General features: G+C 71.6%; 28 protein-coding genes and 1 pseudogene. 13 read left to right on the forward strand and 16 right to left on the reverse strand.

Translation table 11 applies throughout. The features are described from left to right. Positions 1-5 precede the first annotated feature (5 nt). The 3 genes from AMETH_RS21255 to AMETH_RS21265 are packed head-to-tail and all read right to left on the reverse strand — an operon-like array spanning position 6 to position 2,477. The gene (locus AMETH_RS21255; protein WP_223842895.1) at positions 6-587 is read right to left on the reverse strand and encodes a maleylpyruvate isomerase family mycothiol-dependent enzyme; all 582 of its coding nucleotides are present in this window, start codon (positions 585-587) and stop codon (positions 6-8) included. Then, positions 580-1,407 carry a fumarylacetoacetate hydrolase family protein gene (locus AMETH_RS21260; RefSeq protein ID WP_017983175.1) on the reverse strand — a complete coding sequence of 276 codons (828 nt, stop codon included), beginning with the start codon at positions 1,405-1,407 and terminating at the stop codon, positions 580-582. Before AMETH_RS21260 ends, AMETH_RS21255 begins: the two co-directional genes overlap by 8 nt. Then, positions 1,404-2,477, reverse strand: coding sequence for a cupin domain-containing protein (locus AMETH_RS21265; RefSeq protein WP_017983176.1), 1,074 nt, complete (start codon positions 2,475-2,477; stop codon positions 1,404-1,406). Before AMETH_RS21265 ends, AMETH_RS21260 begins: the two co-directional genes overlap by 4 nt. Before the next feature lie 82 nt (positions 2,478-2,559). On the opposite strand from AMETH_RS21265, the gene AMETH_RS21270 reads away from it, so the two are divergent. Continuing rightward, positions 2,560-3,294: an IclR family transcriptional regulator gene (locus AMETH_RS21270; RefSeq protein ID WP_017983177.1), complete on the forward strand. Its 735-nt coding sequence runs from the start codon at positions 2,560-2,562 to the stop codon at positions 3,292-3,294. Between the two features lie 175 nt (positions 3,295-3,469). Here the strand turns inward: AMETH_RS21270 and AMETH_RS42140 are convergent. The 4 genes and pseudogenes from AMETH_RS42140 to AMETH_RS21290 form a co-directional block, all read right to left on the reverse strand. Next, positions 3,470-3,709 (reverse strand): annotated as a pseudogene (locus AMETH_RS42140) (RidA family protein); the annotation flags it as partial. Positions 3,710-3,772: 63 nt separating this feature from the next. Continuing rightward, positions 3,773-4,288, reverse strand: coding sequence for a lytic polysaccharide monooxygenase auxiliary activity family 9 protein (locus AMETH_RS21280; RefSeq protein WP_017983178.1), 516 nt, complete (start codon positions 4,286-4,288; stop codon positions 3,773-3,775). Between the two features lie 211 nt (positions 4,289-4,499). Next, entirely contained in the window at positions 4,500-5,594 is a 1,095-nt protein-coding gene (locus AMETH_RS21285) for a chymotrypsin family serine protease (protein ID WP_209436795.1), read from the reverse strand. Positions 5,595-5,672: 78 nt separating this feature from the next. Next, entirely contained in the window at positions 5,673-5,885 is a 213-nt protein-coding gene (locus AMETH_RS21290; RefSeq protein ID WP_017983180.1) for a hypothetical protein, read from the reverse strand. A gap of 238 nt (positions 5,886-6,123) precedes the next feature. Here AMETH_RS21290 and AMETH_RS21295 point away from each other — a divergent pair, with 238 nt between their 5' ends. Further along, positions 6,124-7,149: a S1C family serine protease gene (locus AMETH_RS21295; RefSeq protein WP_017983181.1), complete on the forward strand. Its 1,026-nt coding sequence runs from the start codon at positions 6,124-6,126 to the stop codon at positions 7,147-7,149. Positions 7,150-7,168: 19 nt separating this feature from the next. After that, complete coding sequence (locus tag AMETH_RS39290; protein WP_017983182.1) at positions 7,169-7,819, forward strand: amino acid permease; 651 nt, start codon at positions 7,169-7,171, stop codon at positions 7,817-7,819. Here AMETH_RS39290 and AMETH_RS21305 read toward each other — a convergent pair. From AMETH_RS21305 to AMETH_RS21320, 4 genes are all read right to left on the reverse strand, one after another. Next, positions 7,810-8,268 (reverse strand): MaoC family dehydratase, encoded by a 459-nt coding sequence (locus AMETH_RS21305; RefSeq protein WP_017983183.1) that lies wholly within the window; start codon positions 8,266-8,268, stop codon positions 7,810-7,812. The genes AMETH_RS39290 and AMETH_RS21305 overlap by 10 nt on opposite strands. Positions 8,269-8,283: 15 nt before the next feature. Then, a complete protein-coding gene (locus AMETH_RS21310) occupies positions 8,284-9,594 on the reverse strand; it encodes an MFS transporter (protein ID WP_017983184.1) in 1,311 nt (436 codons plus the stop codon). Positions 9,595-9,699: 105 nt separating this feature from the next. Next, on the reverse strand, positions 9,700-10,359 hold the full coding sequence (locus tag AMETH_RS21315; RefSeq protein ID WP_017983185.1) for a zinc-binding dehydrogenase: 660 nt from the start codon (positions 10,357-10,359) through the stop codon (positions 9,700-9,702). Between the two features lie 8 nt (positions 10,360-10,367). Further along, entirely contained in the window at positions 10,368-11,270 is a 903-nt protein-coding gene (locus AMETH_RS21320; RefSeq protein WP_017983186.1) for a LysR family transcriptional regulator, read from the reverse strand. A 107-nt stretch (positions 11,271-11,377) separates the two neighbouring features. On the opposite strand from AMETH_RS21320, the gene AMETH_RS21325 reads away from it, so the two are divergent. Genes AMETH_RS21325 through AMETH_RS21340 form a run of 4 tightly spaced genes read left to right on the forward strand, consistent with a single transcriptional unit; the run spans position 11,378 to position 15,747 of the window. Beyond that, positions 11,378-12,307 (forward strand): CoA transferase subunit A, encoded by a 930-nt coding sequence (locus tag AMETH_RS21325; protein WP_017983187.1) that lies wholly within the window; start codon positions 11,378-11,380, stop codon positions 12,305-12,307. A gap of 1 nt (position 12,308) precedes the next feature. After that, positions 12,309-13,073 carry a CoA-transferase subunit beta gene (locus tag AMETH_RS21330; protein WP_017983188.1) on the forward strand — a complete coding sequence of 255 codons (765 nt, stop codon included), beginning with the start codon at positions 12,309-12,311 and terminating at the stop codon, positions 13,071-13,073. After that, the gene (locus tag AMETH_RS21335; protein WP_017983189.1) at positions 13,070-14,572 is read left to right on the forward strand and encodes a 3-hydroxyacyl-CoA dehydrogenase; all 1,503 of its coding nucleotides are present in this window, start codon (positions 13,070-13,072) and stop codon (positions 14,570-14,572) included. Before AMETH_RS21330 ends, AMETH_RS21335 begins: the two co-directional genes overlap by 4 nt. Positions 14,573-14,586: 14 nt before the next feature. After that, on the forward strand, positions 14,587-15,747 hold the full coding sequence (locus AMETH_RS21340; RefSeq protein ID WP_017983190.1) for an acyl-CoA dehydrogenase family protein: 1,161 nt from the start codon (positions 14,587-14,589) through the stop codon (positions 15,745-15,747). Here the strand turns inward: AMETH_RS21340 and AMETH_RS21345 are convergent. The 3 genes from AMETH_RS21345 to AMETH_RS21355 all read right to left on the reverse strand — a co-directional run bounded on the left by AMETH_RS21345 (position 15,731) and on the right by AMETH_RS21355 (position 17,510). Then, positions 15,731-16,348: an FMN reductase gene (locus tag AMETH_RS21345; protein WP_017983191.1), complete on the reverse strand. Its 618-nt coding sequence runs from the start codon at positions 16,346-16,348 to the stop codon at positions 15,731-15,733. The two genes, AMETH_RS21340 and AMETH_RS21345, sit on opposite strands and share 17 nt — an antisense overlap. Positions 16,349-16,420: 72 nt before the next feature. After that, the gene (locus tag AMETH_RS21350) at positions 16,421-16,663 is read right to left on the reverse strand and encodes a DUF2630 family protein (protein WP_017983192.1); all 243 of its coding nucleotides are present in this window, start codon (positions 16,661-16,663) and stop codon (positions 16,421-16,423) included. A gap of 28 nt (positions 16,664-16,691) precedes the next feature. Further along, positions 16,692-17,510 carry a glycosyltransferase gene (locus AMETH_RS21355; protein WP_323806990.1) on the reverse strand — a complete coding sequence of 273 codons (819 nt, stop codon included), beginning with the start codon at positions 17,508-17,510 and terminating at the stop codon, positions 16,692-16,694. On the opposite strand from AMETH_RS21355, the gene AMETH_RS40570 reads away from it, so the two are divergent. From AMETH_RS40570 to AMETH_RS21370, 4 genes are all read left to right on the forward strand, one after another. Further along, complete coding sequence (locus AMETH_RS40570; RefSeq protein ID WP_017983193.1) at positions 17,403-17,675, forward strand: hypothetical protein; 273 nt, start codon at positions 17,403-17,405, stop codon at positions 17,673-17,675. The genes AMETH_RS21355 and AMETH_RS40570 overlap by 108 nt on opposite strands. A 171-nt stretch (positions 17,676-17,846) precedes the next feature. Next, a complete protein-coding gene (locus tag AMETH_RS21360) occupies positions 17,847-18,746 on the forward strand; it encodes an acyl-CoA desaturase (protein WP_017983194.1) in 900 nt (299 codons plus the stop codon). After that, positions 18,743-18,946, forward strand: coding sequence for a hypothetical protein (locus AMETH_RS21365; protein ID WP_017983195.1), 204 nt, complete (start codon positions 18,743-18,745; stop codon positions 18,944-18,946). The genes AMETH_RS21360 and AMETH_RS21365 overlap by 4 nt, the downstream gene beginning before the upstream one ends. Before the next feature lie 29 nt (positions 18,947-18,975). Continuing rightward, complete coding sequence (locus AMETH_RS21370; protein WP_017983196.1) at positions 18,976-19,176, forward strand: cold-shock protein; 201 nt, start codon at positions 18,976-18,978, stop codon at positions 19,174-19,176. Positions 19,177-19,283: 107 nt separating this feature from the next. Here AMETH_RS21370 and AMETH_RS21375 read toward each other — a convergent pair whose 3' ends face one another. Together AMETH_RS21375 and AMETH_RS21380 are read right to left on the reverse strand one after the other, a co-directional pair. Further along, the gene (locus AMETH_RS21375; protein WP_017983197.1) at positions 19,284-20,540 is read right to left on the reverse strand and encodes an ROK family protein; all 1,257 of its coding nucleotides are present in this window, start codon (positions 20,538-20,540) and stop codon (positions 19,284-19,286) included. Positions 20,541-20,589: 49 nt separating this feature from the next. Beyond that, positions 20,590-21,660, reverse strand: coding sequence for a Gfo/Idh/MocA family protein (locus tag AMETH_RS21380; protein ID WP_156131703.1), 1,071 nt, complete (start codon positions 21,658-21,660; stop codon positions 20,590-20,592). 363 nt (positions 21,661-22,023) lie between these two features. Here AMETH_RS21380 and AMETH_RS21385 point away from each other — a divergent pair, with 363 nt between their 5' ends. Both AMETH_RS21385 and AMETH_RS21390 read left to right on the forward strand, forming a co-directional pair. Next, positions 22,024-22,470, forward strand: coding sequence for a hypothetical protein (locus AMETH_RS21385; protein WP_017983199.1), 447 nt, complete (start codon positions 22,024-22,026; stop codon positions 22,468-22,470). Positions 22,471-22,529: 59 nt separating this feature from the next. Then, positions 22,530-23,036 (forward strand): hypothetical protein, encoded by a 507-nt coding sequence (locus AMETH_RS21390; RefSeq protein ID WP_017983200.1) that lies wholly within the window; start codon positions 22,530-22,532, stop codon positions 23,034-23,036. Positions 23,037-23,098: the final 62 nt, after the last annotated feature.

Raw genomic sequence — 23,098 nt, forward strand, 5'->3', positions numbered from 1 at the left:
TCCTCCTACAGCCAGGGGCCGAGTTCGGGGGCCTGGTACGCGCGTCCGGTGAGCCAACGCGCGAGAGCGGGGCCGTGGCCCTGCGCGGTCCGCCGCCGCAGCGCGTCGGCGATCAGCGCCTCGACCAGGTCGGCCGGCAGGTCCTCGAACCCGACGCCGCAGTCGAGGTCGACGGCGTGCACGGCGACCTCGCGGGTGCGCATCCAGACGATCTCGGTGGCGGGCACGGTCCGGCCCTGCGCGGTGACCACCTCGTTGGCCCAGGCGTCCGCGGGCAGCGCCGCCACGTCGGCGGCCAGCGCGTCGGCCGAGTCGTGTACCAGCCGCCGCAGTTCGGGCACGGGCAGCTTCGCGCCCGCCTCGATCTCCGCGGCGCGGTGCTCGGCGCTTTCGTACATCCGCGACTCGACCCCGGTGCGGGCCCAGCTCAGCAGTCGCCGCAGCGCTTCGGCGTTGTAGTGCAGGTGCGCCACGAGGTGGCGGCGGGTCCAGCCGGGCAGCAGCGTCGGCGCGTCGAACGCGTCGCCGGGCAGCTCGTCGATCGCCCGGAGCACGAGCCGGGTGCCGTCGTCCATCCAGTCACTCATCGCGGGCCACGTTCTCCAGCCTGCCCAGTCCGCTGATCTCGGTGACCAGCCGGGCGCCGTGGGACAGGTACCGCGGTGGTTTCCGCGCGTGACCGACGCCGCCGGGGGTGCCGGTGGCGATGACGTCGCCGGGCCGCAGCGTGAGGATCGTGGAGGCGTAGCGGACCAGCTGGACCGGGTCGAACACCAGGTCGCCGGTGTTCGCCTTCTGCACCTGCTCGCCGTCGACCTCGCAGCTCAGCTCCAGCGCGGGTGTGGCGCCGCCGGGCAGCTCGTCCGGGGTCACCAGGTACGGGCCGAACGGTGTGGTGCCCTCGAACGTCTTGCCCTGCAACCACATCGGCGACCGGTACTGCCAGTCGCGGGTGGTGACGTCGTTGAGGACGCTGAACCCGGCGATCGCCGCGGCCGCCTCGGTCTCGCTCGCGCGGCGCACGGTGGCGCCGACGACGAGCGCCAGCTCGGCCTCCCAGTCGACCGCGTCCGACTCGGGCGGCAGCGCGATCGGGTCGGCCGGGCCGACGAGCGCCTCCGGGTACTTGGCGAACAGCGTCGGGTACCGCGGCAGTTCGCGGCCCATCTCCAGGATGTGGTTGCGGTAGTTCAGGCCGACGCACAGGATCTTGCCCGGCCGCGGCACGACCGGGGCGAGGTCGGCGCCGGCGAGCGGCCGCTCCGGGGTCACCGCCGCGGCCTGTTCACGCCAGTCCTCCTGGGCCAGGAACGCGCCGACGTCGGGCGCGCCGAGCTCGGCGTAGCGCTCACCCTCGACGCGGATCGCGCGTGTGCCTTCGGCGGTGCGCAGGGTCGCGAGCTTCACCGCTGTCCTCCCACCCGCACGCGGTCGGCGTGCAGCCGCTCGAAGATCGGGGTGTCGCTGAACCGGAACAGGTCCAGCTGCGTCGCGGCGGCCAGGGTCACCTCGGCCCAGGACGGCACGACGAACAGGTCGCCGTGGTCGACGGTCCACTCCGCCTCGCCGACGCGGACCGTGCCGGAGCCCTGGAAGACCTGCCACACGGCCGAGCCGACCTCCTGGCGCGGCGCGGTCTCGGCGCCGGCGCGCAGCCGGTGGAACTCGGCGCGGATGGTCGGCATGACGTCGCCACCGGTGGTCGGGTTGGTGAAGCGGACCGCGGCGTGACCGGGCTCGACCACGCCCGGGTGGCCCTCATCCTCGAGTGCGAGCTGGTCGGTCAGCGCGGCGTCGGTGTGCTCCCAGCGGTAGGCGGCGATCGGCGAGTTCATCGCGGGCGCGGTCTGCGACAGCGGGCGCAGGCCGGGGTGGGCCCACAGCCGCTCGGCGCGGGAGCGCTCCGGGGTTTCGGTGCTGGACACCTGCTCGGGGCCGAACTCGAAGAAGGCCGAGCCGGTGTAGTGCACGAACGGGATGTCCAGGCCGTCGATCCAGGCCATCGGTTCGCTGGAGGTGTTGTGGTGGCCGTGGAAGTGCCACCCGGGGGTGAGCAGGAAGTCGCCGCGGCGCATGGCCACCGGGTCGCCGTTCACGACGGTCCAGACGCCTTCGCCCTCGACGACGAACCGGAACGCGTTCTGCGTGTGCCGGTGCTCGGGCGCGTTCTCGCCGGGGCGGAGGTACTGGATCGCGGCCCACAGGGTCGGCGTCGCGTACGGCGCGCCGCCGAGGCCCGGGTTGGCCAGCGCGATGGCGCGCCGCTCCCCGCCTCGGCCGACCGGCACCAGCTCGCCGGCCTTCTCCGCCAGCGGCAGCAGGGTCTTCCAGCGCCAGGCGTGCGGGCGCATCGCCGGGGACGGGCTCATCGGCATCAGGTCGCCGATCTCGGTCCACAGTGGAACGAGCAGTTCCTCCGCGAACCCCCGGTACAGCTCGTCGAGCTCGGGGGACGGATCGGGCTGGTTGGCGGTCATCGCCTGGCCACTCCTTCCTTGGGACGGCGGGTCGAGGAGGACGCTAGGCGATGTTCTGCCAGCAGGGATCTAGAATTCTGCTGTGAAGAACAAGCCGTCGTACGCGATCGACTCGGTCGACCACGCGCTCCACCTGGCCACGGTGCTGCAGCAGGAGGGGCCGATGGGGGTGTCGGAAGCGGCCGCGCGGCTGGGGGTGTCCCGCTCGACGGCGCACCGGCTGTTGCAGATGCTGGTGTACCGGGACTTCGCCGAGCAGGGCCCGGACCGCCGCTACCAGGCCGGGCCGGTGCTGCGGCCCGCGGATCCGGCCGGCGCGCCGGTGGCGTTGCTGCGCCAGGCGGCGATGCCCCACCTGCGCGCACTGGTGGCGCGGGTGGGGGAAACGGTGAACCTGCAGGTCCTGGCGGGCACGGAGGCGCGGTTCGTGGCGTCGGTGGAGTGCGACCAGATCCTGCGGGTGGGTGACCGGGCCGGGCGGGTGCTGCCCGCGCACCGCGTGTCCGGCGGCAAGACGTTGCTGGCCGCGCTGCCGCCGGCCGAGCTGACGCGCCGGTACGCCGGGACTGACGTGGACCTGGTCCGCCTGCGGCGTGAGCTGGGCCTGGTGCGGCGGCGCGGCTTCGCGGTCAACGACCAGCTGACGGAGACCGGACTGACCGCGGTCGGGGTGGCGATCCCGTGGCCCGGCGGGGCCGAGCCCGCCGCCGCGTTGTCGGTGGCCCTGCCGTCGGCCCGGTTCGACCACGACCTGCTGCCCACGTGGGTCGGCGCGCTGTCGGCGGCGGCGACGGCGATCGCGCACGACCTGGGCTGAGGGTCAGCTTGCCCGCGGGATCGCGGGGATCGCCTCGACCTCGACGACGTACTGCGGCGCGGCCAGTGCCGCGACCACGGCCAGCGACTGCGCCGGGAAGTCGTCGCCGGGGAAACCAGAGCTTGAACGCTTCGGCCTGCGCCGCGCGGTATCCGTCGAGGTGCTCCACCCCGGCGACGAGCGTCAGCAGCTTCACCAGGTGTTCCGGACCACCACCGGCGGCGGACAGCAGCGCCTCCAGGTTGGCGAAGATCTGCTCGCCCTGCGCCCGCGCGTCCGGCCCCGCGAGCGTGCCGTCCGGCCGGACGCCGAGCTGCCCGGCGAGGTAGACGATCTCGTGCCCCTCGGGCACGGACGCGAGGTGGCTGTAGCGCCCGGCGGGCGACGCGACGGTGTCGGGGTTCCAGCGGTTCACCCCCCGCCATGGTCCACCCCGGACGGGTGCGCGGCACCCGTCCGGGGTGGACAGACGTGGTGATCAACCGATCTGCAGGTCGACGCAGGCGTAGAAGGCGTTGGCGGTGTCGGCGATGTTCCAGACCGCCAGGAGTTTCTGCCGCCCGGTGAAGCCGCCGAGGTCGACCGGGTGCGAGACAGTCGCCGCGGGCTGCGCGCCGCCGTCGTCGACGAACCCGACACGGGTGTCGCCGATGTAGTACTCCCAGGTGCTGGTGCGGTGCTGGGCGGTCAGCTTCCAGGTGAAGGTCACGGTATTGCCGACCTGGGTGGCCCGCCAGCCCTTGCCGTCGTCGTCGAGTTCGGCGAAGCGGGTGTTGCCGCCGCTGCAGCTGCGCAGCCCCTTCGGACCTTCCACGCTCTGCGGTTCGTACTTGATGTCGCCGCAGGGCACGATCCCCTGGGCGCACTGGGCCTGCCTGCTGGGCGGCGAGTCGACGTAGCCGTGGGCGCTGGCGGCGCCCGGGAGGGCCACGAGGGCGATGGGAGCGAGCGCGGCCCCGGCGGCGATGGTCGCGATGCGTCGTCTGATGGTCATGTCGGCTCCTTGCGGTGAACCCGGATGACTTTGGTCTAGACCACCTATCAGGACCATAACGTGAAGTTTGTTCGCGGTCAATGCGCCAGTGGGAAAAGCGCCGACCGCGGCAGGAGCCGTTGCCGCCGCGTTGCGGACACACGAGGACCTCCGGGTTGGTGCGGATCGTGGTGATCCACACCGAACCCGGAGGTCGGCACTCACACGACGATCAGCGAGCAGGCTGCAGCAGGATCCGTTCCGCCACCTCGACCCGCAGCAGTGTCCGCACATCCTCGAAGTGGTTGCAGATCGTCACCTGGGTGCTGCCGGCGAACAGGAGTCCCACGGCGTTGTTGTCCAGGTCGCAGACCAGGCTGCCGGAGTCCCCGCCCGCGGACATCCCCGTCGTGATGATCTGGTTGAGGAACCGGCCCACGCGGCCCCCGCCGTAGTTGACGTCGACCGTCGCGTTGGTGACGGTGACGCGCCCGACGGTGAAGTTCGTGGTGCGACCGGTCTTGCGCACCAGATCCCCGGCGCGGATGCCACCCTTGCGCACCCATCCGCGCGGCGCGCCGGTGAAGTAGATCTCCCGCGTGGCGTCGCCGAAGTTGCACTCCGCGACGGCTGCGTCAACGATGTTGCGGTGCAGGGCCCGGGGGATGAAGGGTTCCAGCTGGAGGGGAACGAACCGGGACAGGGTGGCGATGCGATCCTGCGGATCGGTGCCGCCATCGAAGGTGCCCGGCTGAACGATCGCCGAACCGGCCGGTGCGGCGTTCGTGTTGGCCAGGACGTGGTTGTTGCTCAGGATGTAGAACCGCGCCGGCGTCCCGATTCCGGACACGGGCGGGTTGATGGTCGCCTGCGGCAGGAAGTCGTAGACGACACTGCCGAGCGTGCCAGCGGTCACGGAGACGTTGCCGACAGAGGCCCCGGACGGACAGGGCCGCATGCGGCGCGTGAGCAGCTGCGGAGCAGCCTCCGCGATCGGCCGCTCCATCGTCGCGCCGCGACCGTTGCGGTACCCCTCGAGCATCGTCGCCAAGTCCTCGACGCCGGCGGACGGCGCAACGCCCGAACGTTGCGCGATCAGGTCCCCGACCGAGTAGACGTCGGTCTGCAAGCCGGCGATTTCGTCCGGAACGAGGTCGCGCTCGGGAAGGTCTTCACGCGGGATCTTCTGCGTCACCATCACGACGGCCGCGGCCTCCCCCGTCGGCACTCCGCCGCGCCACTTCACGCCCAGACCGACCCCGACGACGTTCGACGGGGGAAGCTCCGGGCTCATCAACTGTTCCGCGGCGGCTTGCTGATCGTCCACGCTGAAACGCGCGCCGTCAGGGAGCCTCAGGAGTCGTTGCTCGAACATTGTTATCAGCCTGCCAAAATAGGGCGAATTTCAGTTTTGCGCGGTAATCGTTCCCGCGACTATGATCTCGACCGGATATCCTTCAAGGCGATCGGGGATGACCCCGGTGTCGCGCGGCGGCTGGGTGACGAAAACCTTGATGACCGGGTTCTCCTCGTCCTCTGCGTCTCCGACCGCCACGACCTCCGGGATCGACATCAGGTCGGATTCGTGCCGCAGACGAACCTCGTGCACGGTAGCCATGAGCTCGAGCTCCTCATTCCAATGGAACCCAATCGTCTCGAGTGGAAAGATTCTACGTCACGCGGCACCCGCCGTGTTTCGTGCGTTCGGGTGACTTTTCGTGAATCAATACCGAACACCAAGTTCTACCGGCATTCACACGCGCGCGCATTGGAGTTGGATCAGCATGACGGCCGCGCAGCCCTCATCCGTTTCGGGTGAGGCTCGAAACTGCCGGAGATCCCTAACATCCGCACCTGTGACCATCACCGCCGTCAGGGGCGGGGCGTGGATCATCGTCGCGGCGGTGGTCGCCCTGACCTCGTGCACCGAAGCGGCCCAGCCGGCGGCGCCGCCCACGACAGGGGCGCCGCCGGCGACGGGCGCCGTCACTTCCGTCGCGGCGCTCGCCCAGCCCAGCGTCGTGAAGATCCTGACCGCGGGCGGCAACGGCAGCGGCGTCGTCTACGGCGCCGACGGTCTCATCCTCACCAACGAGCACGTCGTGCGTGGCGCGCAGGCGGTGCAGGTCGCCTTCGCCGACGGGCAGCGGGTTCCCGGGACGGTCCGCGCCGTCGACGTCGTCACCGACCTGGCCCTGGTCCAGGTCGCCCGTACCGGCCTGCCGCCCGCGCGGTTCCAGCCCCAGCTCCCGGCCGTCGGTGAGCTGGTCGTCGTCATCGGCAGCCCGCTCGGCTTCGAGAACAGCGTCACCGCAGGCGTGGTGTCCGGGCTGCACCGCGAAATCCCGGGCAGCGCCGCCGAAACGCAGGCGCTCGTCGACCTGATCCAGACCGACGCCCCGATCAGCCCGGGCAGCAGCGGCGGCGCCGTGTTCAACGCCGCCGGCGAGGTCGTCGGGATCAGCGAGGCCTACATCCCGCCCCAGGCCGGCGCGGTGTCGCTCGGTTTCGCCATCCCCGCCGCGACCGCCGTCGACGTCGCCGAGCAGCTGATGAGCACCGGCCGGGCGCGACACGCCTTCGCCGGGCTCGAACCCGCCCAGCTCACCCCGCAGATCGCCGCCCAGCTGCGACTGCCGCGAGCCGACGGCGTGATCGTCGCCGCGATCGCCGACGGCGGCCCCGCCGCGGCCGCCGGCCTCCGGCCCGGTGACGTCGTCACCGCGCTGGACGGCACAACCGTCCGCACGCCGGAGGAGTTCCTCGGGCAGCTACGCCGCCGCGCCCCCGGCGACACCGTCACCGTCACCTTCCACCGCGCCGGGGGCCAGGACGTCCGAACACCCCTGACCCTGACCGACCGCCCTGCGTTCAGCAGCTAGACCGGGAGGCGAGCACGAGATGAGCACGGCCGAAACGACCCGGACCGAGACCGCGAAATTCGGCGTCGCCACGATGATGGCGATGGTCGTCGGCTCAATGGTCGGCGCGGGCGTGTTCTCCCTGCCGCACCGGTTCGCCGCCGAGACGGGCGTGAGCGGCGCGCTCGTGGCGTGGCTGATCGCCGGCGCCGGGATGCTGACGCTGGCCTTCGTCTTCCAGAACCTGGCGGTCCGCAAACCCGGGCTGGACGCCGGGGTCTACGCCTACGCCAAGGCCGGGTTCGGCGAGTACCTGACCCAGCGCGCGGCCTTCTCGAGCGAGCCGCGCCTGGCGACCGCGCGCCGCAGGGCGTCGAGGAAGTCCGCGTCGAGCTTGCCCACCGCCGGGGTGTCGTCCCACACCGAGACCGGCGCGCCCTCCGGGACGACGCCGTCGGCCTCGCCCAGGGCGGACCGCGAAGCCGGCGGAGCGGCGGCCACGAACAGCCGCCGCACACCGGACGCGGCGATCACCACCCCGGCGATCGCGAGGCCGACGAGCACGATCCGGCGGACGCGGCGGGCGGGCGCGGACAGTGGCAGGCTGTGGTTCATACCTCCACTGAAGGCGGGAGGCTGTTGCCACGGCGTCTGCGCTTTCCGATACGCCCGCGATATGTCCTACGGGTAGTAGCGGGTCAGGGATTCCGCCACGCAGGCCGGTTTCGCCGAGCCCTCGATCTCGAAGGTGAAGTTCCGCGTCACCTGCACCCCGCCGCGGCCGACCTCCTCGACCGCGGCGATCTCGGCGTGCAGCCGCACCCGGCTGCCGACCGGGACGGGCGCCGGGAAGCGGACCTTGTTGACGCCGTAGTTCAGCGCCATGCCGACGCCGGTGACCTGGAGCAGCTCGGCGACCATCGGGATACCCCAGCTCAGCGTCATGTAGCCGTGGGCGATCGTGCGGCCGAACGGGCCGTCGGCCGCGCGGACGGGGTCGGTGTGGATCCACTGGTGGTCCCCGGACACCTCGGCGTAGGCGTCGATCAGCTCCTGCGTCACCTCCCGCCACGACGAGCGGCCCAGGTCGCGTCCCGCGAGCGCCAGGATCTCCGGGATCCCGTTAGCCACCACCGGCATCGAAGTCACTCCCCCTCAGGCCGCGACGGCCCGCACGCCGGACTCCTCGCCCGCGCGCTCGTCGTAGTTTGGCTTGCGCAGCAACGCGAGCATGCAGCCCAGCGTCAGCACCACCTGGAACACCGCGTACACGATCACCGCGACGATCGATCCGGTCTGGTTCAGCAGGAACTGGCCCACGATCGGCGTGGTGCCGCCGAGCAGGGTGCCGCACAGCTGGTAGCACAGCGAGATGCCGGTATAGCGCACGTTCGCGGGGAAGCGGCTGGCGAGCATCCCGGCCAGCGCCGCGTAGTACAGGCAGTGCGGCACGGTGGCGACCGCGGTGCCGATCATCGCGAGCGGGTAATTCTCGGTGCCGATGAACAGGAACATCAGCGGCATCAACAGGATCTCCGGCACCAGCATCACGATCACCGCGCGGGACCAGCTGCGCATCTTCGTCGCGATCACCGCGCCCCACGGCTGCACCAGGATCTGGGTGATGTTGGCGACCAGGATGATCGTCAGGAACGAGCTCTTGTCGAAGCTGAGGTCCGAAGTCGCCCAGGACAACGCGAACGTCGACTTGAAGTAGGTGGCCGACAGGCCGATGGTGCAGGCGCCGATGCCAAGGACGATCAGCAGCGGCTGCGTGCGGAGCACCTCGGTGAACGGCAGCTTGGCGACCTCCTTCTTCTCGATGAGGTGCGCCATGGCCGGCGACTCGGCGACCCGCAGCCGGATGAACAGGCCGACGATCACCAGCAGCGCGGAGAACAGGAACGGCAGCCGCCAGCCCCACGAGGTGAACGCGTCGTCGGGCAGCTGGCTGATCGCCAGGAAGCAGACGGTGCTCAGCGTGTTGCCGACGGGCGAGCCCTGCTGGGCGAACGCGCCGTAGAGGATCGACTTGCCCTTGGGGGCGTGCTCGGAGGCGATGAGGACGGAGCCGCCCCACTCCCCACCGAGGCCGATGCCCTGCACCATGCGGATCGCGATGAGGAGCAACGGCGCGGCGACGCCGATCTGCGCGTAGGAGGGCAGGACGCCGATCAATGTGGTCGAGATGCCCATCATCAGCAGCGTGATGACCAGCGTCTTCTTGCGGCCGAGGCGGTCGCCGTAGTGGCCGAAGATGACGCCGCCCAGCGGCCGCGCGAGGAAGCCGACCCAGAACGTCGCGAAGGCCACCAGCGTGCCGAGCGCCCCGTCCAGCTCGGGGAAGAAGACCTCGTCGAAGACCAGCGCCGACGCGGTGCCGTAGATGTAGAAGTCGAACCATTCGATGGTCGAGCCGATGAACGACCCGATGCCCGCTCGTCTGGCCGCCGTGGCCGTGCTCATCGTGATTTTCTCTCCCTTGAGATCCCGTGTTGCTCGGACACCGTGCCAAACGGGACCTAGAAGAGTCCAATACCGAATCGCGCGGCCGGTAAGACGGTGGTCGTCTCAATCGCGCAGGCGAATGACGGTGCGCTCGCCGGGTGCGTCCTGCTGGGCCCAGGCCGCCTCGACCTGGTCGAGCGGGAACGGATGCGGGCGCACAGCCATGCCGCCCGCCGCGATCGCGGCCACGAGCTCGGTGAACTCCCGCCGCATGACCTGCATGTCCACGGCGCCGAAGCCGCTACCGAGGATCCGGAACGCGTTGGAGCGCAGAAGGTGCCCGGAGAGGGTGATCGCCTCTCCGCCCATGCCGCCGATCTGCACCCAGTCGAGCAGGCGGGTGTGCTGGGGCCGCGCTCCGAGGACGACACGCATGGCGAGTTCGGAGGGCTGCCCCCACACGTAGTCCAGGACCAGGTCGACCTCGGCGGCAGCCTCGGCGAACGCGGCCGCGGTCGCGTCCTGGTCGGGGACGAGCTGGGCAACGGCGTCCGCGCCCTGGTCCAGGAGTTCGTCGAGGCGGGCGCGGTTGCGTCCGGCGGCGATCACCCGCCCCGCGCCGAGGTGCTTGGCGACCTTGACAGCCATCGAGCCGGCGTTGCCGGTCGCGCCGTGCACCAGAACCGACTGCCCGGCCTGGAACGGCACGCGGGTGCACAGCGCAGTCCATTCCGCGAGACCGTGTGGCTTCCCCTGCTCGGCCGGCGCCGAGTCGAGGAGCACTCAATTCGTCAGGGCCTCTGACCTGGCGTCGGCAGCGCCTGTTCCGCGATCGCCAGCACTGTCCGCAACGCCGCCGACGGGTTGTCCGGCCGCCAGGCCAGCGCGGCCTGCAACCGCACCGGCTCCCCCGCCAGCGGCCGGTACGCCAGCCCCGTCTGCTGGATGTGCTGACACGACGACACCGTCAACGTCACCCCGACGCCGGCCGCCACCAGCGCGAGGATCGTGTACGAATCCGGCGCCTCCTGCACCACCCGCGGGTTGAACCCGGCCGACACGCACACCCGCACCGTCGCGTCCCGCACGCTGGACCCGGCGTTGGCCGGGAAGCTGACGAACGCCTCCTCCGCCAGCGCCTCGACCGGCACCTCGTCCAGCCGCGCCAAAGGATGGTCCGATGGCAGCGCGCAGATCATCTCCTCCTCGTCGATCACCCGCGCCTCGACGCCGGGCTGGGTGATCGGCAGCCGCACGAACCCCAGGTCCAGCGAGCCGTCGGCGACACGCGCGAGTGCCACGTTCGCGTACGTCTGCCCGCGCATCACCAGCTCCAGCCCGGGGTGCGCGGCCCGCACGGCGCGGGTCAGCAGCGGCAGGCTCTCGTGGCTGGACGCGCCCGCGAACCCCACCGTCACGCGCCCGTACTCGCCGCGGCCCGCCGCGCGCGCCGCCTTCGTGGCGATGTCCAGGTCCTCCATCACCCGCCGGACCGGCCCGAGGAAGGACTCCCCCGCGCTGGTCAGCCGCACCGAGCGGGTGTTGCGCTCGAACAGCTGGACCCCCAGTTCCTTCTCCAGCTGCCGGATCTGCTGCGACAGCGGCGGCTGCGCCATCTGCAGCCGCTTGGCGGCGCGCCCGAAGTGCAGCTCCTCGGCCACGGCCAGGAAGGACGTGAGGTAACGCAGCTCCATTATTACCAGCTCCGTCTTGATCTAACTCTGATTCGGTATTGGACACTAATCAATCTTGGTGGCACGGTGAAGACCGCCCCATCCACGAGCAGCACAGGAGCGCGACGATGCCCCGCCCGGGTCCGGACAAGACGATGAGCCTGCGCGACGCGGTCGCGGCTTACGTGCACGACGGGGACACCGTCTCGCTGGAGGGGTTCACGCACCTCATCCCCACCGCGGCCGGGCACGAGATCATCCGCCAGGGCCGCCGCGACCTCACCGTCGTCCGGATGACCGCGGACATCGTCGTCGACCAGATGCTCGCCGGCGGGTGCGTGCGCAAGCTGGTGTCCTCGTTCGTCGGCAACTCCTCCGCCGGGTCGCTGGGCGAGCTGCGCCGCCGGATCGAGCACGCCGACCCGGAGCCGCTGGAGTTCGAGGAGTACAGCCACTACGGCCTGATCTGCCGCTACCTCGCCGGGGCGCAGCGCCTGCCGTTCTACCCACTGCGCTCCTACGCGGGCTCCGACCTGCCTGCCGTCAACCCGGCCATCCGCAAGGTCGCCTCCCCCTACGGCGACGAGCACATCTACGTCGTCCCGCCGGTCAACCCGGACGTCACGATCATCCACGCCCAGCGCGCCGACCGGGCGGGCAACACCCAGATCTGGGGCCTGACCGGCGTCCAGGCGGAAGCGGTGTTCGCCGCGGACAAGGCGATCGTCGTGGTCGAGGAGATCGTGGCCGACGAGGTGGTCCGCTCCGACCCGAACCGCACGGTCGTGCCCGCGCACGCCGTCGACGCGGTGGTCGAGGTCCCGCGCGGGGCGCACCCGTCGTTCGCGCAGGGCTACTACGACCGGGACAACGCCTTCTACCGCGCGTGGTCGGGCATCAGCAGGGACAAGCAGAAACTGGCCGCGTGGATGGCGGAGTGGGTACACGGCACGGCCGACCACACCGAGTACGTCGCCAAGCTGGGCGAGCAGTTCTGGGCCGGGCTCGCGGTCGGCGAGGCGCTGAGCGAGCCGGTGAACTACGGGCGGAGGCTCTGACATGACCACTGTGACAACAGCAAGCGAAGTCCTGTCCGTCGTCGCCTCCCGCGAGCTGGCGGGCAAGCGCACGGTGTTCGCCGGGATCGGCCTGCCCACGCTGGCCGCGTCGCTGGCCCACCTGACTGTCGCGCCGGACCTGGAGATCGTCTACGAGTCGGGCGTGTGCGGGGCGCACCCGTCGCACCTGCCGGAGACGATCGCCGACGCAGTCCTGATCACCGGCGCCGAGGCGGTGCTGTCGATGCCCGCGTTGTTCGGCTACGTGCTGCAGGGCGGGCACATCGACGTCGGGTTCCTCGGCGCCGCGCAGATCGACCGCTGGGGCAACCTGAACTCCTCGGTGATCGGCGACTGGCATTCCCCGAAGGTGCGGCTGCCCGGTTCCGGCGGCGCGATGGAGGTCATGGCGAACTCGCGCGAGGTGTTCGTGGTGATGCGCCGCCACGACCCGCGGTCCTTTGTGGACGAGCTGGACTTCTGCACCTCGCCCGGCCCCGACCGCGCCCTCACCGACGGTGTGCGGCCGGCCGGGCTCGGCGTCACCAGGGTGATCACCGAACTCGGCATCCTCGCGCGGAGCGGCCCCGGCGACGAGCTGAAGCTCGTCGCGCTGCACCCGGGCGTCACCGTGGACCAGGCTCGCGAGTGCACCGGCTGGCCCCTGGAGGTCGGCGGCGACCTGACGGTGATCGAACCGCCGAGCGAGGCCGAACTACGGTTGCTGCGCGAAGATGTCGACCCGGAGCGGGTGTATCTGCGATGAAGGAGAGGACCGTGCGCATCAGGATCGTCGGGACCGGGGTGATGGGCCGCGGGATCGCCCAGTGGGCCGCGACCACCGGGCACACCGTGGAGCTGGCCGACGCCAGGCCGGAGTCGGTCGGCGAGGCCGTGGAGTTCATCCGCGGCATGCTCGACCGGGCGGTGGCGAAGGGCCGCAGCACCGCCGAGGAGGCCGCCGCGATCGGCGCGCGCCTGGTGCCGCTGGATTCCCCCGCCCAGCCGGGCGAGGCGGACCTGGTGATCGAGGCGATCCGCGAGGACCTGGACACCAAGGCCGCGTTGTTCACCGAACTGGAGAAGGCGCTGCCGGCCACGACGGTGTTCGCCACGAACACCTCGTCGCTGCCGGTCACGCAGATCGCGGCGCGCCTGTCCGACCCGTCCCGCCTGGTCGGACTGCACTTCTTCAACCCGGCGCCGCTGATGAAGATCGTCGAGGTGATCCCCGGCGCCCGGACTCGGCCCGACGTGGTGGACACGGTGTCCGCGCTGGTCCGGGAGACCGGGCACAGCGCGGTCGTCGTCTCCGACACGCCGGGCTTCCTGATCAACCACGCCGGCCGCGGGCTCGTCACCGAGGCGCTCGCGTTGCTGGAGCGCCAGGCCGCCGAGCCCGCCGAGCTGGACCGGATCGCGCGTGACGTGCTGGGCCTGAAGATGGGCCCGTTCGAGCTGATGGACCTCACCGGGCTGGACGTCACCGCGACGGTGATCGAGTCGATCTGGGCCGGGTTCCGCTACTCCGACCGCCTGCGCGCGTCCTTCCTGACGCCGAACCGGGTCGCCGCGGGCCTGCACGGCCGCAAGACGAAGCAGGGCTGGTTCGACTACGCCGAGGGCGCGGAAAAGCCCGCCGAGAAGCCCATCACCGGGGACGCGGACCGTCCGGTATGGACGGACGACGACGAGCTGCGCGCCGCGCTGACCGAATCCGGCGCGAAGGTCGCCGACACGCTCACCGAGGACGTGGTCGCGCTCGTCACCACGTGGGGCACCACGGTCGCGACCGCGATCGCCGCGCAGGGCCTGCCGCCGGAGCGGACCTTCGGCGTCGACCCGCTGTCGATCCGGACCGCGCGCCGGGTGCTGGCGATCACCCCGGCCGCCGACCCGGCCGCGGCCCGCGACGCGCGAGCGGTGCTGGCCCGCGGCGACAAGGCGGTGTCGGTGGTGCGGGACGTCGAAGGCGGTGTGGCGCAGCGGCTGGTGTCGTCGATCGTCTCGGTGGCCGCCTCGATCGCCGAGCAGGGCATCGCCGCGCCCGCCGACATCGACCTGGGCGTGCGGCTCGGGCTCGGCTACCCGCGCGGCCCGCTGGCCTGGGGCGACGAGGTCGGCCCGGCCCGGCTGCTCACGCTGCAGCGCGCGCTGCACGAGGCCACCGGCGACCCGCGCTACCGCCCGACGCGGTGGCTGGCCGAACGCGCGCAGCTCGGCCTGCCGCTGACCGCCGCGGGCACCGCGCCCGAAGACGTCTGAAGAGGAGAAAGCCAATGCTGGCACGGGATTTCGGTCTCACCGAGACCCAGCGCGACTTCCGCCGGATGGCGGCGGAGTTCGTGGACGCCGAGATCGCGCCCAACGCCCGGGAGTGGGACCGCGCCGAGCACGTCGACCAGTCCGTGGTGCGGCGGCTCGGCGAGCTGGGGTTCCTCGGCCTGACTCTGGACGAGCGGTACGGCGGGGTGGACGCCGACATGCTGTCCTACGTCCTGGTCACCGAGGAGCTGGGCCGCGGCGACTCGGCGGTGCGCGGGATCGTGTCGGTGTCGCTCGGCCTGGTGTCGAAGACGATCGCCGCGCACGGCACCGACGAGCAGAAGCAGGAGTGGCTGCCGCGGCTGATCAGCGGTGAGGCGCTGGGCTGCTTCGGCCTCACCGAACCGGGCACCGGCTCCGACGCCGGGTCGCTGAGCACCCGCGCCAAGCGCGACGGCGGCGACTGGGTGATCAACGGCAGCAAGATGTTCATCACCAACGGCACGTGGGCGAAGGTCGCGCTGACCTTCGCGCGCACCAGCGACCGCGGCATCACCGCGTTCCTGGTGCCCACCGACTCCCCCGGCTTCACGGCGACGGAGATCAAGGGCAAGCTGGGCCTGCGTGGCCAGGCGACCGCCGAGCTGACCTACGACAACGTGCGCGTGCCCGATTCGGCGCGGCTCGGAGAGGTGGACAAGGGCCTCGGCATCGCGCTCGGCACGCTGTCCCGCGGCCGGATCTCGGTGGCCGCGGGCGCGGTCGGCGTGGCGCAGGCGGCCCTGGACGCGGCCACCCGCTACGCCACCGAGCGGGAGCAGTTCGGCAAGCCGATCGCCTCGTTCCAGCTGGTCCAGGAACTGCTCGCGGACGCCGCGGTGGACGTGCAGGCCTCGCGGCTGCTCACCCACCAGGTCGCCCGCATGGCCGACGCCGGGATGAAGCCGAAGGAGTACGCCACGGACGCCTCGGCCGCGAAGTACCACGCGAGCGAGACCGCGGTGCGCGTGGCGAACAACTGCCTGCAGGTGTTCGGCGGGTACGGGTTCATCGACGAGTACCCGGTCGGCAAGTACGTCCGCGACGCCCGCGTGCTCACCCTCTACGAAGGCACCAGCCAGGTGCAGAAGCTGATCATCGGGCGGGACCTGACCGGCGTCAACGCGATGACGTGATGCCCAGCCGCGCCAGCTGCTGGTCGAAGGGGACGAACTCGTCCTCCTCGGCCACGGCAGGCGCGGCAGGCCTGCCGCTCACCGCGGCGGCCAGCTCACCGGCGGCACGCTCGATGCGCGCGGTCAGGTCGCCATCCGGCCCGTCCGAAGCGCCCCAGTCCCTGGACGCGGCGAACACGGCGGTCGGCATGACGTCGGCGCGCAGGTAGGCGAACAGCGGCCGCAGCGCGAACTCCAGCGCGAGCGAGTGCCGCGCGGTGCCCGCGGTCGCGGCGATGAGGACCGGCTTGCCCTGCAGCGAGCCGGCCTCGATCACGTCGAAGAACGACTTGAACAGGCCGCTGTAGGAGGCGTTGAAGATCGGTGTCACCACGATCAGCCCGTCGGCGCGGGTCACGGTCTCGACGGCGTCCCCCAGCTGCGGGCTCGGGAAACCGGTGACCAGGTTGTTCGCGATGTCGGTGGCGAGGTCGCGCAGCTCGACGACCTCGATCGCGGCGCCGGTCTCCCGTGCGGCCGCCTGCGCCAGACGGTCACCCAGCAGCCGCGTGGAGGAGGGGCTGCTCAGGCCGGCCGAGACGACCACGAGTGTGCGGGACATGGACCTCACCCTGCTCAGGTAGTTGTGCGTTCAACTAGTGAGCACAACGGCCTGGGCAGGGCGGGTATTCCATCACTGGCGGTAGGACTCGACCTCGCTGACCGGGCGGGCCTCCGCCTGGTCCGGGTCCTCCCCGAACTCGCGCGCGGCCCGGCGCCGGCGGAGCAGGTCCCAGCACTGGTCCAGCCGCTCCTCGACCCGGCGCATCCGGGTGCGGTCCTCGTCGCTCAGGCCCCCGCCGACCGAACGCGACCGCAGCTCGTGCTCCTCGGCGATCAGCTTGTCGATGTTGGCGATGATGTCCTGGTCGGCCATAGTGTGTCTCCTCGTCCCGGTAACCGCTTCAGACCGTACCCGCGATCACCTGTAGCTGCGGCCCTTCCAGGCCGCGCCGCGCCCGCGCCAGTGCCGCACGGCCGAGTCGACGGGTCATCAACAGGTACAGCGTGGCCGTGACCGGCAGCAGCAGCGCCACGGGCCACGGTTGCCGGTGGTAGCGCAGCATCGGGACGTAGGTGAGGGTCATCAGCAGCCACGCGGCGAGGGCGAGCACGCGTGCGGGGCCGGTGCCGGCGAGGGCCAGGACCGGGGGCGCGAGGAACACCAGCGCCAGGCCGAGCGCGGTGCCGGCGAGCAGCGCCGGGGAGTGCCGCAGCTGGGTGTAGGCGCTGCGCGCGACCATGTCCCACAGCGAGCGCAGGCCCGGGTACGGGCGGACGCTGCGCACGTCCCCGGCCAGGCCGAGCCAGATCCGGCCCCCGGCGCGTTTGACCAGCCTGCCGAGGGCGACGTCGTCGATCACCGCGTCCCGGATCGCGGCCACTCCCCTGGCCCGCTCCAGCGCGGTGCGCCGCACGAGGCAGCACCCGCCGGCCGCCGCGGCCGTGCGACCGGGTCCGTTCACCCGGCGGAACGGGTAGAGCATCGCGAAGAAGTACACGAAAGCGGGAACGAGCAGCCGCTCCCAGCCGGTGCGGGTGCGCAGGCGCGCCATCTGGGACACGAGAGCGCGCTCCCCCGCGGCTTCGACCAGCGCGGTGACCGAGTCCGGGCCGTGCGCGATGTCGGCGGTGCCGTCACCGCTGCCGTCGTCGACGAGGATCAGCCGCAGCGGCCCCGGGTAGCGCTGGGCGAGCAGCGCGGGCAGCGTCTCCGGCAGGATCCCGGCCTCGTCGCGGGCGTGCGCCGGGGCGGTAGCCGCTGGTCAGTGCACCAGAACCGAGTGGCGGCCAGCCACAGCCAGGCCGCCAGCGCGACCACGCCGACGATGATCATGAAAAACAGTTTCCCACCCGGGAATCGTGACGTACCGGATCCGATGGGGTAAGGTCGTTCTCGTCGGGAGTTTTTCGCAGGCTGGCAGCCGGGCCGGTTTCGTTCCCTTCGGTTGGCCCTTCGTGGTTGATCCTCCACGAGAGAAGTTTCCTTTTTGACCTCTCCCACTTCCGTCTTCCCGGACCGGAAGAGCCCCAAGCCCCTGCTGTCGGAACAAGCGTCGATGACCGAGATGGTGGTCATCCGGGCGTTCCTGATCATCCCCTTCGCCGCGCTGATCGCCGCCGTCCCCGTGTTCTGGGGCTGGGGACTGAGCTGGCTCGACCTCGCCGTCGCCGCCGCGTTCTACACGGTGTCCACTTTGGGCATCACCATCGGCTACCACCGCTACTTCACGCACGGCGCGTTCCGCGCCAACCGTCCACTCCGGATCGCGCTGGCGATCGCGGGGAGCATGGCCGCGCAGGGGCCGGTGATCGGCTGGGTCGCCGACCACCGCCGCCACCACGCGTTCTCCGACCGCGCCGGTGATCCGCACTCGCCGTGGCTGTTCGGCACCTCGCCGGTCGCGCTGGCGAGGGGTTTCTGGCACGCCCACATGGGCTGGCTGTTCGGCCGTGACCGCACCAATGTGGACCGTTTCGCGCCGGATCTGGCCGCGGACAAGGACATCCGCGCGGTGGACCGGTTGTTCCCGCTCTGGGTTTCGTTGTCCGTGCTGCTGCCGGCGTTGATCGGCGGGCTCGTCACGATGTCCTGGCAGGGCGCGCTCACCGGGTTCCTGTGGGCGGGGCTGGCGCGGGTTTCCTTCCAGCACCACGTGACCTGGTCGGTGAACTCGATCTGCCACATGATCGGCGACCGCCCGTTCGCCAGTCGCGACCGCTCGGCCAACTTCTGGCCGCTGGCGATCGTGTCGATGGGCGAGTCGTGGCACAACTCCCACCACGCCGACCCGACCTGCGCCCGCCACGGCGTGCGCCGCGGGCAGATCGACGTGTCCGCCCGGGTGATCTGGGCGTTCGAACGTCTCGGCTGGGCCTGGCAGGTGCGCTGGCCCACCGAGCAACGGCTGGCCCGGCTGGCCGTGAAGTCGTCCGCACCGTCGAAGGGATCGTCATGACCTGGGCTCGCCACGCTTCCGAACAGCAACCCGAGACCGGCCCGATCGCCGAGGCACGGGCCCGGATGGCGCAGGACGAGGCGATCGCCAACCACCGCGCCGCGCGCACGGTCGCCGACCACGCGCTGGACGTCCACGACTGCCGCGAGCTGCTCGCCATGCTCGGGCTTACCACGAAGAGCGCGGCTTCCGCGCTCTGATTGTTAGAGAAAATATCAAGGAGAAACACATGGCACAGGGCACCGTCAAATGGTTCAACGCCGAAAAGGGCTTCGGCTTCATCGCGCAGGAGAGCGGACCGGACGTTTTCGTCCACTACTCGGAGATCGACGGCAACGGCTTCCGCAGCCTTGAAGAGAACCAGCAGGTGACCTTCGAGATCACGCAGGGCGCCAAGGGCCCGCAGGCGAGCCGCGTCAGCATCATCTGACCTTCGCGCGACTGTTCAACGGGCCGGTTCCCCACGGGGGACCGGCCCGTTGCCGTTCACGGGCAGGCAGAACGGTCACCGCGTCCGGCGGGCTCACCACCGCGGCCTCAGGCGGCCGTCAGGTCCGGCAGCCCCGCCGGGGTGCCCGCGTCGATCCACTTCGCCAGCCGGTCGCGGGTGAACAGCTCGTCCAGCACCATGAACGCGGCGCCCACCACCCCGGCCTGGTCGCCCAGCGACGAGCGCACGATGCGCAGGTCCCGCGTCGCCAGCGGCAGGGACCGGCCGTAGATCACCTCGCGGATCGTGGCCAGCAGGTGGTCGCCCGCGCCGGCCACGCCACCGCCGATCAGCAGCAGCGACGGGTTGAAGAAGCTCACCAGCATCGCCAGCTGGTCGCCGATCAGCCGTCCCGCGCGCTGGATCAGCTCCAGCGCCGCGCGGTCGCCGTTCTGGGCCGCCCACGCCACGTCCTCCGCGGTGACCACGCCGTTCTCCGCGAGGCGCTCGGCCAGGATCGGGCTGCCGCCGTCCTTCGCCGCGGCCTCGCCGTCCCTGGCCAGCGCGGCGCCGCCGGCGAGCGCTTCCAGGCAGCCGACGTTGCCGCACCGGCACACGACGGAGGTGTCGGCGCGCGCCGCGGTGTGCCCGATGTCGCCGGCGCAGCCCTGGCTGCCGCGGTGCAGGTGGCCGCCGGAGATGAGCCCGGCGCCGATCCCGGTGCCGATCTTGACGTAGAGGTAGTCGCGCGCCCCGGCCGCCGCGCCCGCCCGGAACTCGCCGAGCGTCATCGCGTTCACCTCGTTGTCCACCCACACCGGCGCGTTGTGCCGGCGGGCGAAGTGGTCGCGCACCGGGTAGCCGTCCCAGCCCGGCATGATCGGCGGGGCACTGGGCCGCCCGGTGGCGAACTCGACCGGCCCCGGCAGCCCGATGCCGACACCCCACACCTGGGCGTCCGGCCGGGCGGCCAGCAGGTCGTCGAAGAGGGCGCCGACCTGGGCGAGCACGGGTTCCGGCCCGCGGGCGACGTCGGAGGCCTCGGTGCGCTGCGCGAGCAGGTTCCCGGCGAGGTCGGTGAGCCCGGCGCTGATGCTGGTCGCGCCGAGCTCGGCGGTGAGAATCACCCCGGCGCCGGAGCGGAACCGCAGCTCTCGCGGTGCGCGCCCGCCGCTGGAGGGCCCCAGCTCGCCGTCTTCCAGCAGCCCGGCGCGCATCAGGTGGCCGACGCGCTGGCTGATCACGGTCCGCCCGAGGCCCGACCGCCTGCCCAGCTCCGGCCGGGTCCGCGCGGCGCCGGAGCGCACCAGGTCGAGCACCAGGACCAGATCGTCGAGCTGGTCGGACGGGATGGTTGCGGTCACGGGGGTCCCTTCGCTCGCACTACCCGGAAATTCGTACCAGGCCCGGCGCTCAGCCGGGCGTGACCTCCACCCAGTCGCGGCGGGCGGCGGAGTCCAGGACCGCCTCGGTGATCGCCGTCGCGCGGGCGCCGTCGGCCAGTGTCGGGAGGCCGTCGGGCTTTTCGCCGCGCATCGCGGCGTAGGCGTCGGCGATGAAGCCGGTGAAGGAGTCCAGGTAGCCCTGCGGGTGGCCGGCCGGGACGAGGTTGCGGGAGGTCGCGTCGGGCCCGAGGGCGGGGTCGCCGCGGTGCAGGATCCGCGTCTCCTCGCGCCCGCCCATCCACAGGACCTCCGGCACCTGCTGGTCGAACGCGTACTCGGTGTCCGGCGTGTCGATCCGCAGCTGCAGCTGGTTGCGCCGCCCCGGCGAGATCTGGCTGATCACCGCCGACCCGAACACGCCCTGCTCGGTCTCGAACTGCAGCAGCGCCGCGTCCTCGGTGTCGACCTCGACGCCCGCCCGCACCGGCACGACCCGCGGCAGCACCGCGTGCACCCGCGCGATCCGCTGCCCGGTGACGAACTCCGCCAGGTCGCACCAGTGCACTCCGATGTCGCCGAACGCGCGGGAGGGCCCGCCGAGCCCGGACTGCACGCGCCAGTTCGTGTCGCTGTCCCGGGACAGCCAGTCCTGCAGGTAGACGCCGTGGATCAGCCGGACCGGCACACCGCGCACGCGGTCCCGCACCTCGCGCACCACCGGGTAGAAGCGGTAGGCGAACGGGACGGCGGCCACGCGGTCGGTGTCCCGCCACCGCCGGACGAGGTCGGCGACCTCGGCGCTGCTGGTGCCGACCGGCTTCTCCAGCACGACGTGCTTGCCCGCGTCGAGCGCGATGCGCGTCAGCGGCGCGTGCAGCGCGTTCGGGGTGCAGATGTGGACGACGTCGATGTCCGGGGCGGCCGCCAGTTCTTCGGCGCTGTCGACGGCGGCTCGCGCGCCCAGCTCCGCCGCCGCTTCGCGGGAGCGTGCGGGCGTGGACGCCGCCACCGCGGCCAGGTCCTGCCCCAGCGTGTGCACCGCGCGGGCGTGCACGGCTCCGATGAATCCGGCGCCGATGACGCCGGCCCGCAACGGCACGTTCACTTCTCCCCCTGTCGACAGGCCTTCTGCACTACTGAAATCATCTAATGCATACCGTGAACAAAAGTCAAGCCGCAAAAAGGGGCGTCGTTCTCGACCAGCCTGGGGGTCACTGGGAGAACGACGCCTTCACCATCATAACCGCTTCCGGGCGGGGCGTGCAGGGTGAACGGATCCGGACACGAAGAAGACCGGCGAGCCCCCAGGCCCCGCCGGCCGCGCATCCGCTTCAGCGGACGACGTGGGCCAGAATAGGGGCTGGACACCTCGGTTTGTCAACGGCTCCCAGCTGACTCAGAATGACTGCCGACCACCGGCCGTCCGCCTGAGCGGACGATCCCTTCGAGCGCGAGGAACCCCATGGACCAGGGCGGGCAGGAGGGCGGCTCACTCGCCGCCAAGATCACGCACCTGATCACCACCCTCTACCCCGAGGGCAGGCCCGGGTACGCGAAGCTCGCGGCGCAGATCCGCGAGCGCACGGGGGCGACGCTGTCGAGCACGTACCTGTGGGAACTGGCCAGCGGCCGCAAGCGCAACCTGACGCAGGAAACGCTGGGCACACTCGCCGGGTTCTTCGGCGTGCCCGCGGAGTACTTCCTCGACGACGCGGTGTCCTCCCGCGTCGACGCCCAGCTCGAGCTGGCGCAGGCGCTGCGCAACCACAAGGTCCGGTCCATCGCGCTGCGCGCGGACGGGCTGTCCGACGATACCCTGGACGCGCTGCTGGCCATGGTCACCGAGGCCCGCAAGATCGAGCGGCTCGGGCCGCCTGCCGAGCAGCCGGAGGACGAGCCGGGCGCGTAGACCGGGCAGGCGCCGCGCCGGCTCGCGGACGACGCGCGAGCGGAGGTGACGGCGGCGCGATGCTGACGCGACGCGACCTGCGGCGGTGCCAGGCCCTGGTGGCCGGCCTGCCGCTGCCCCAGCCGTTCTCGGTGCCCGCGCTGGTGGACGCCATCGCGGCGCGGCGCGGCCGCCCGATCCACGTGCGCACGCTGCCGCCCGGATCCGGCGTGTCGGTGTGCGGGGCGTGGATCCGGCTGGCGACGGCGGACGTGGTCTACGTCGAGGAGAAAACGAGCCGGGTGCACCGCGAGCACATCGTGCTGCACGAGATCGGCCACCTGCTGTGCGACCACAGCGGCGCCGGCGGCGGGGCGCACCCGTTGGCGCGGGTGCTGCCGGACCTGTCGCCGGAGCTGATCGAGCGGCTGCTGACCCGCACCGGGTACACCACGGAGGAGGAACAGGAGGCCGAGCTGGTCGCGAGCCTCATCCGGACCGCCGCGCAGGCGCGCGCGACCTGGACGACGACCGGAGCGCTCCGCGAGTTCGAAACCGCGCTCGGCCTGCGCGGGACGTGGGAGTGACCGGCGCGGCGGTTCTCCCGGCTCGAGGGTGTGCTGTGCGAAATCACGGGCACAGCACGCGG

It is taken from the genome of Amycolatopsis methanolica 239 (assembly GCF_000739085.1).
Taxonomy (GTDB): Bacteria; Actinomycetota; Actinomycetes; order Mycobacteriales; family Pseudonocardiaceae; genus Amycolatopsis_E; species Amycolatopsis_E methanolica.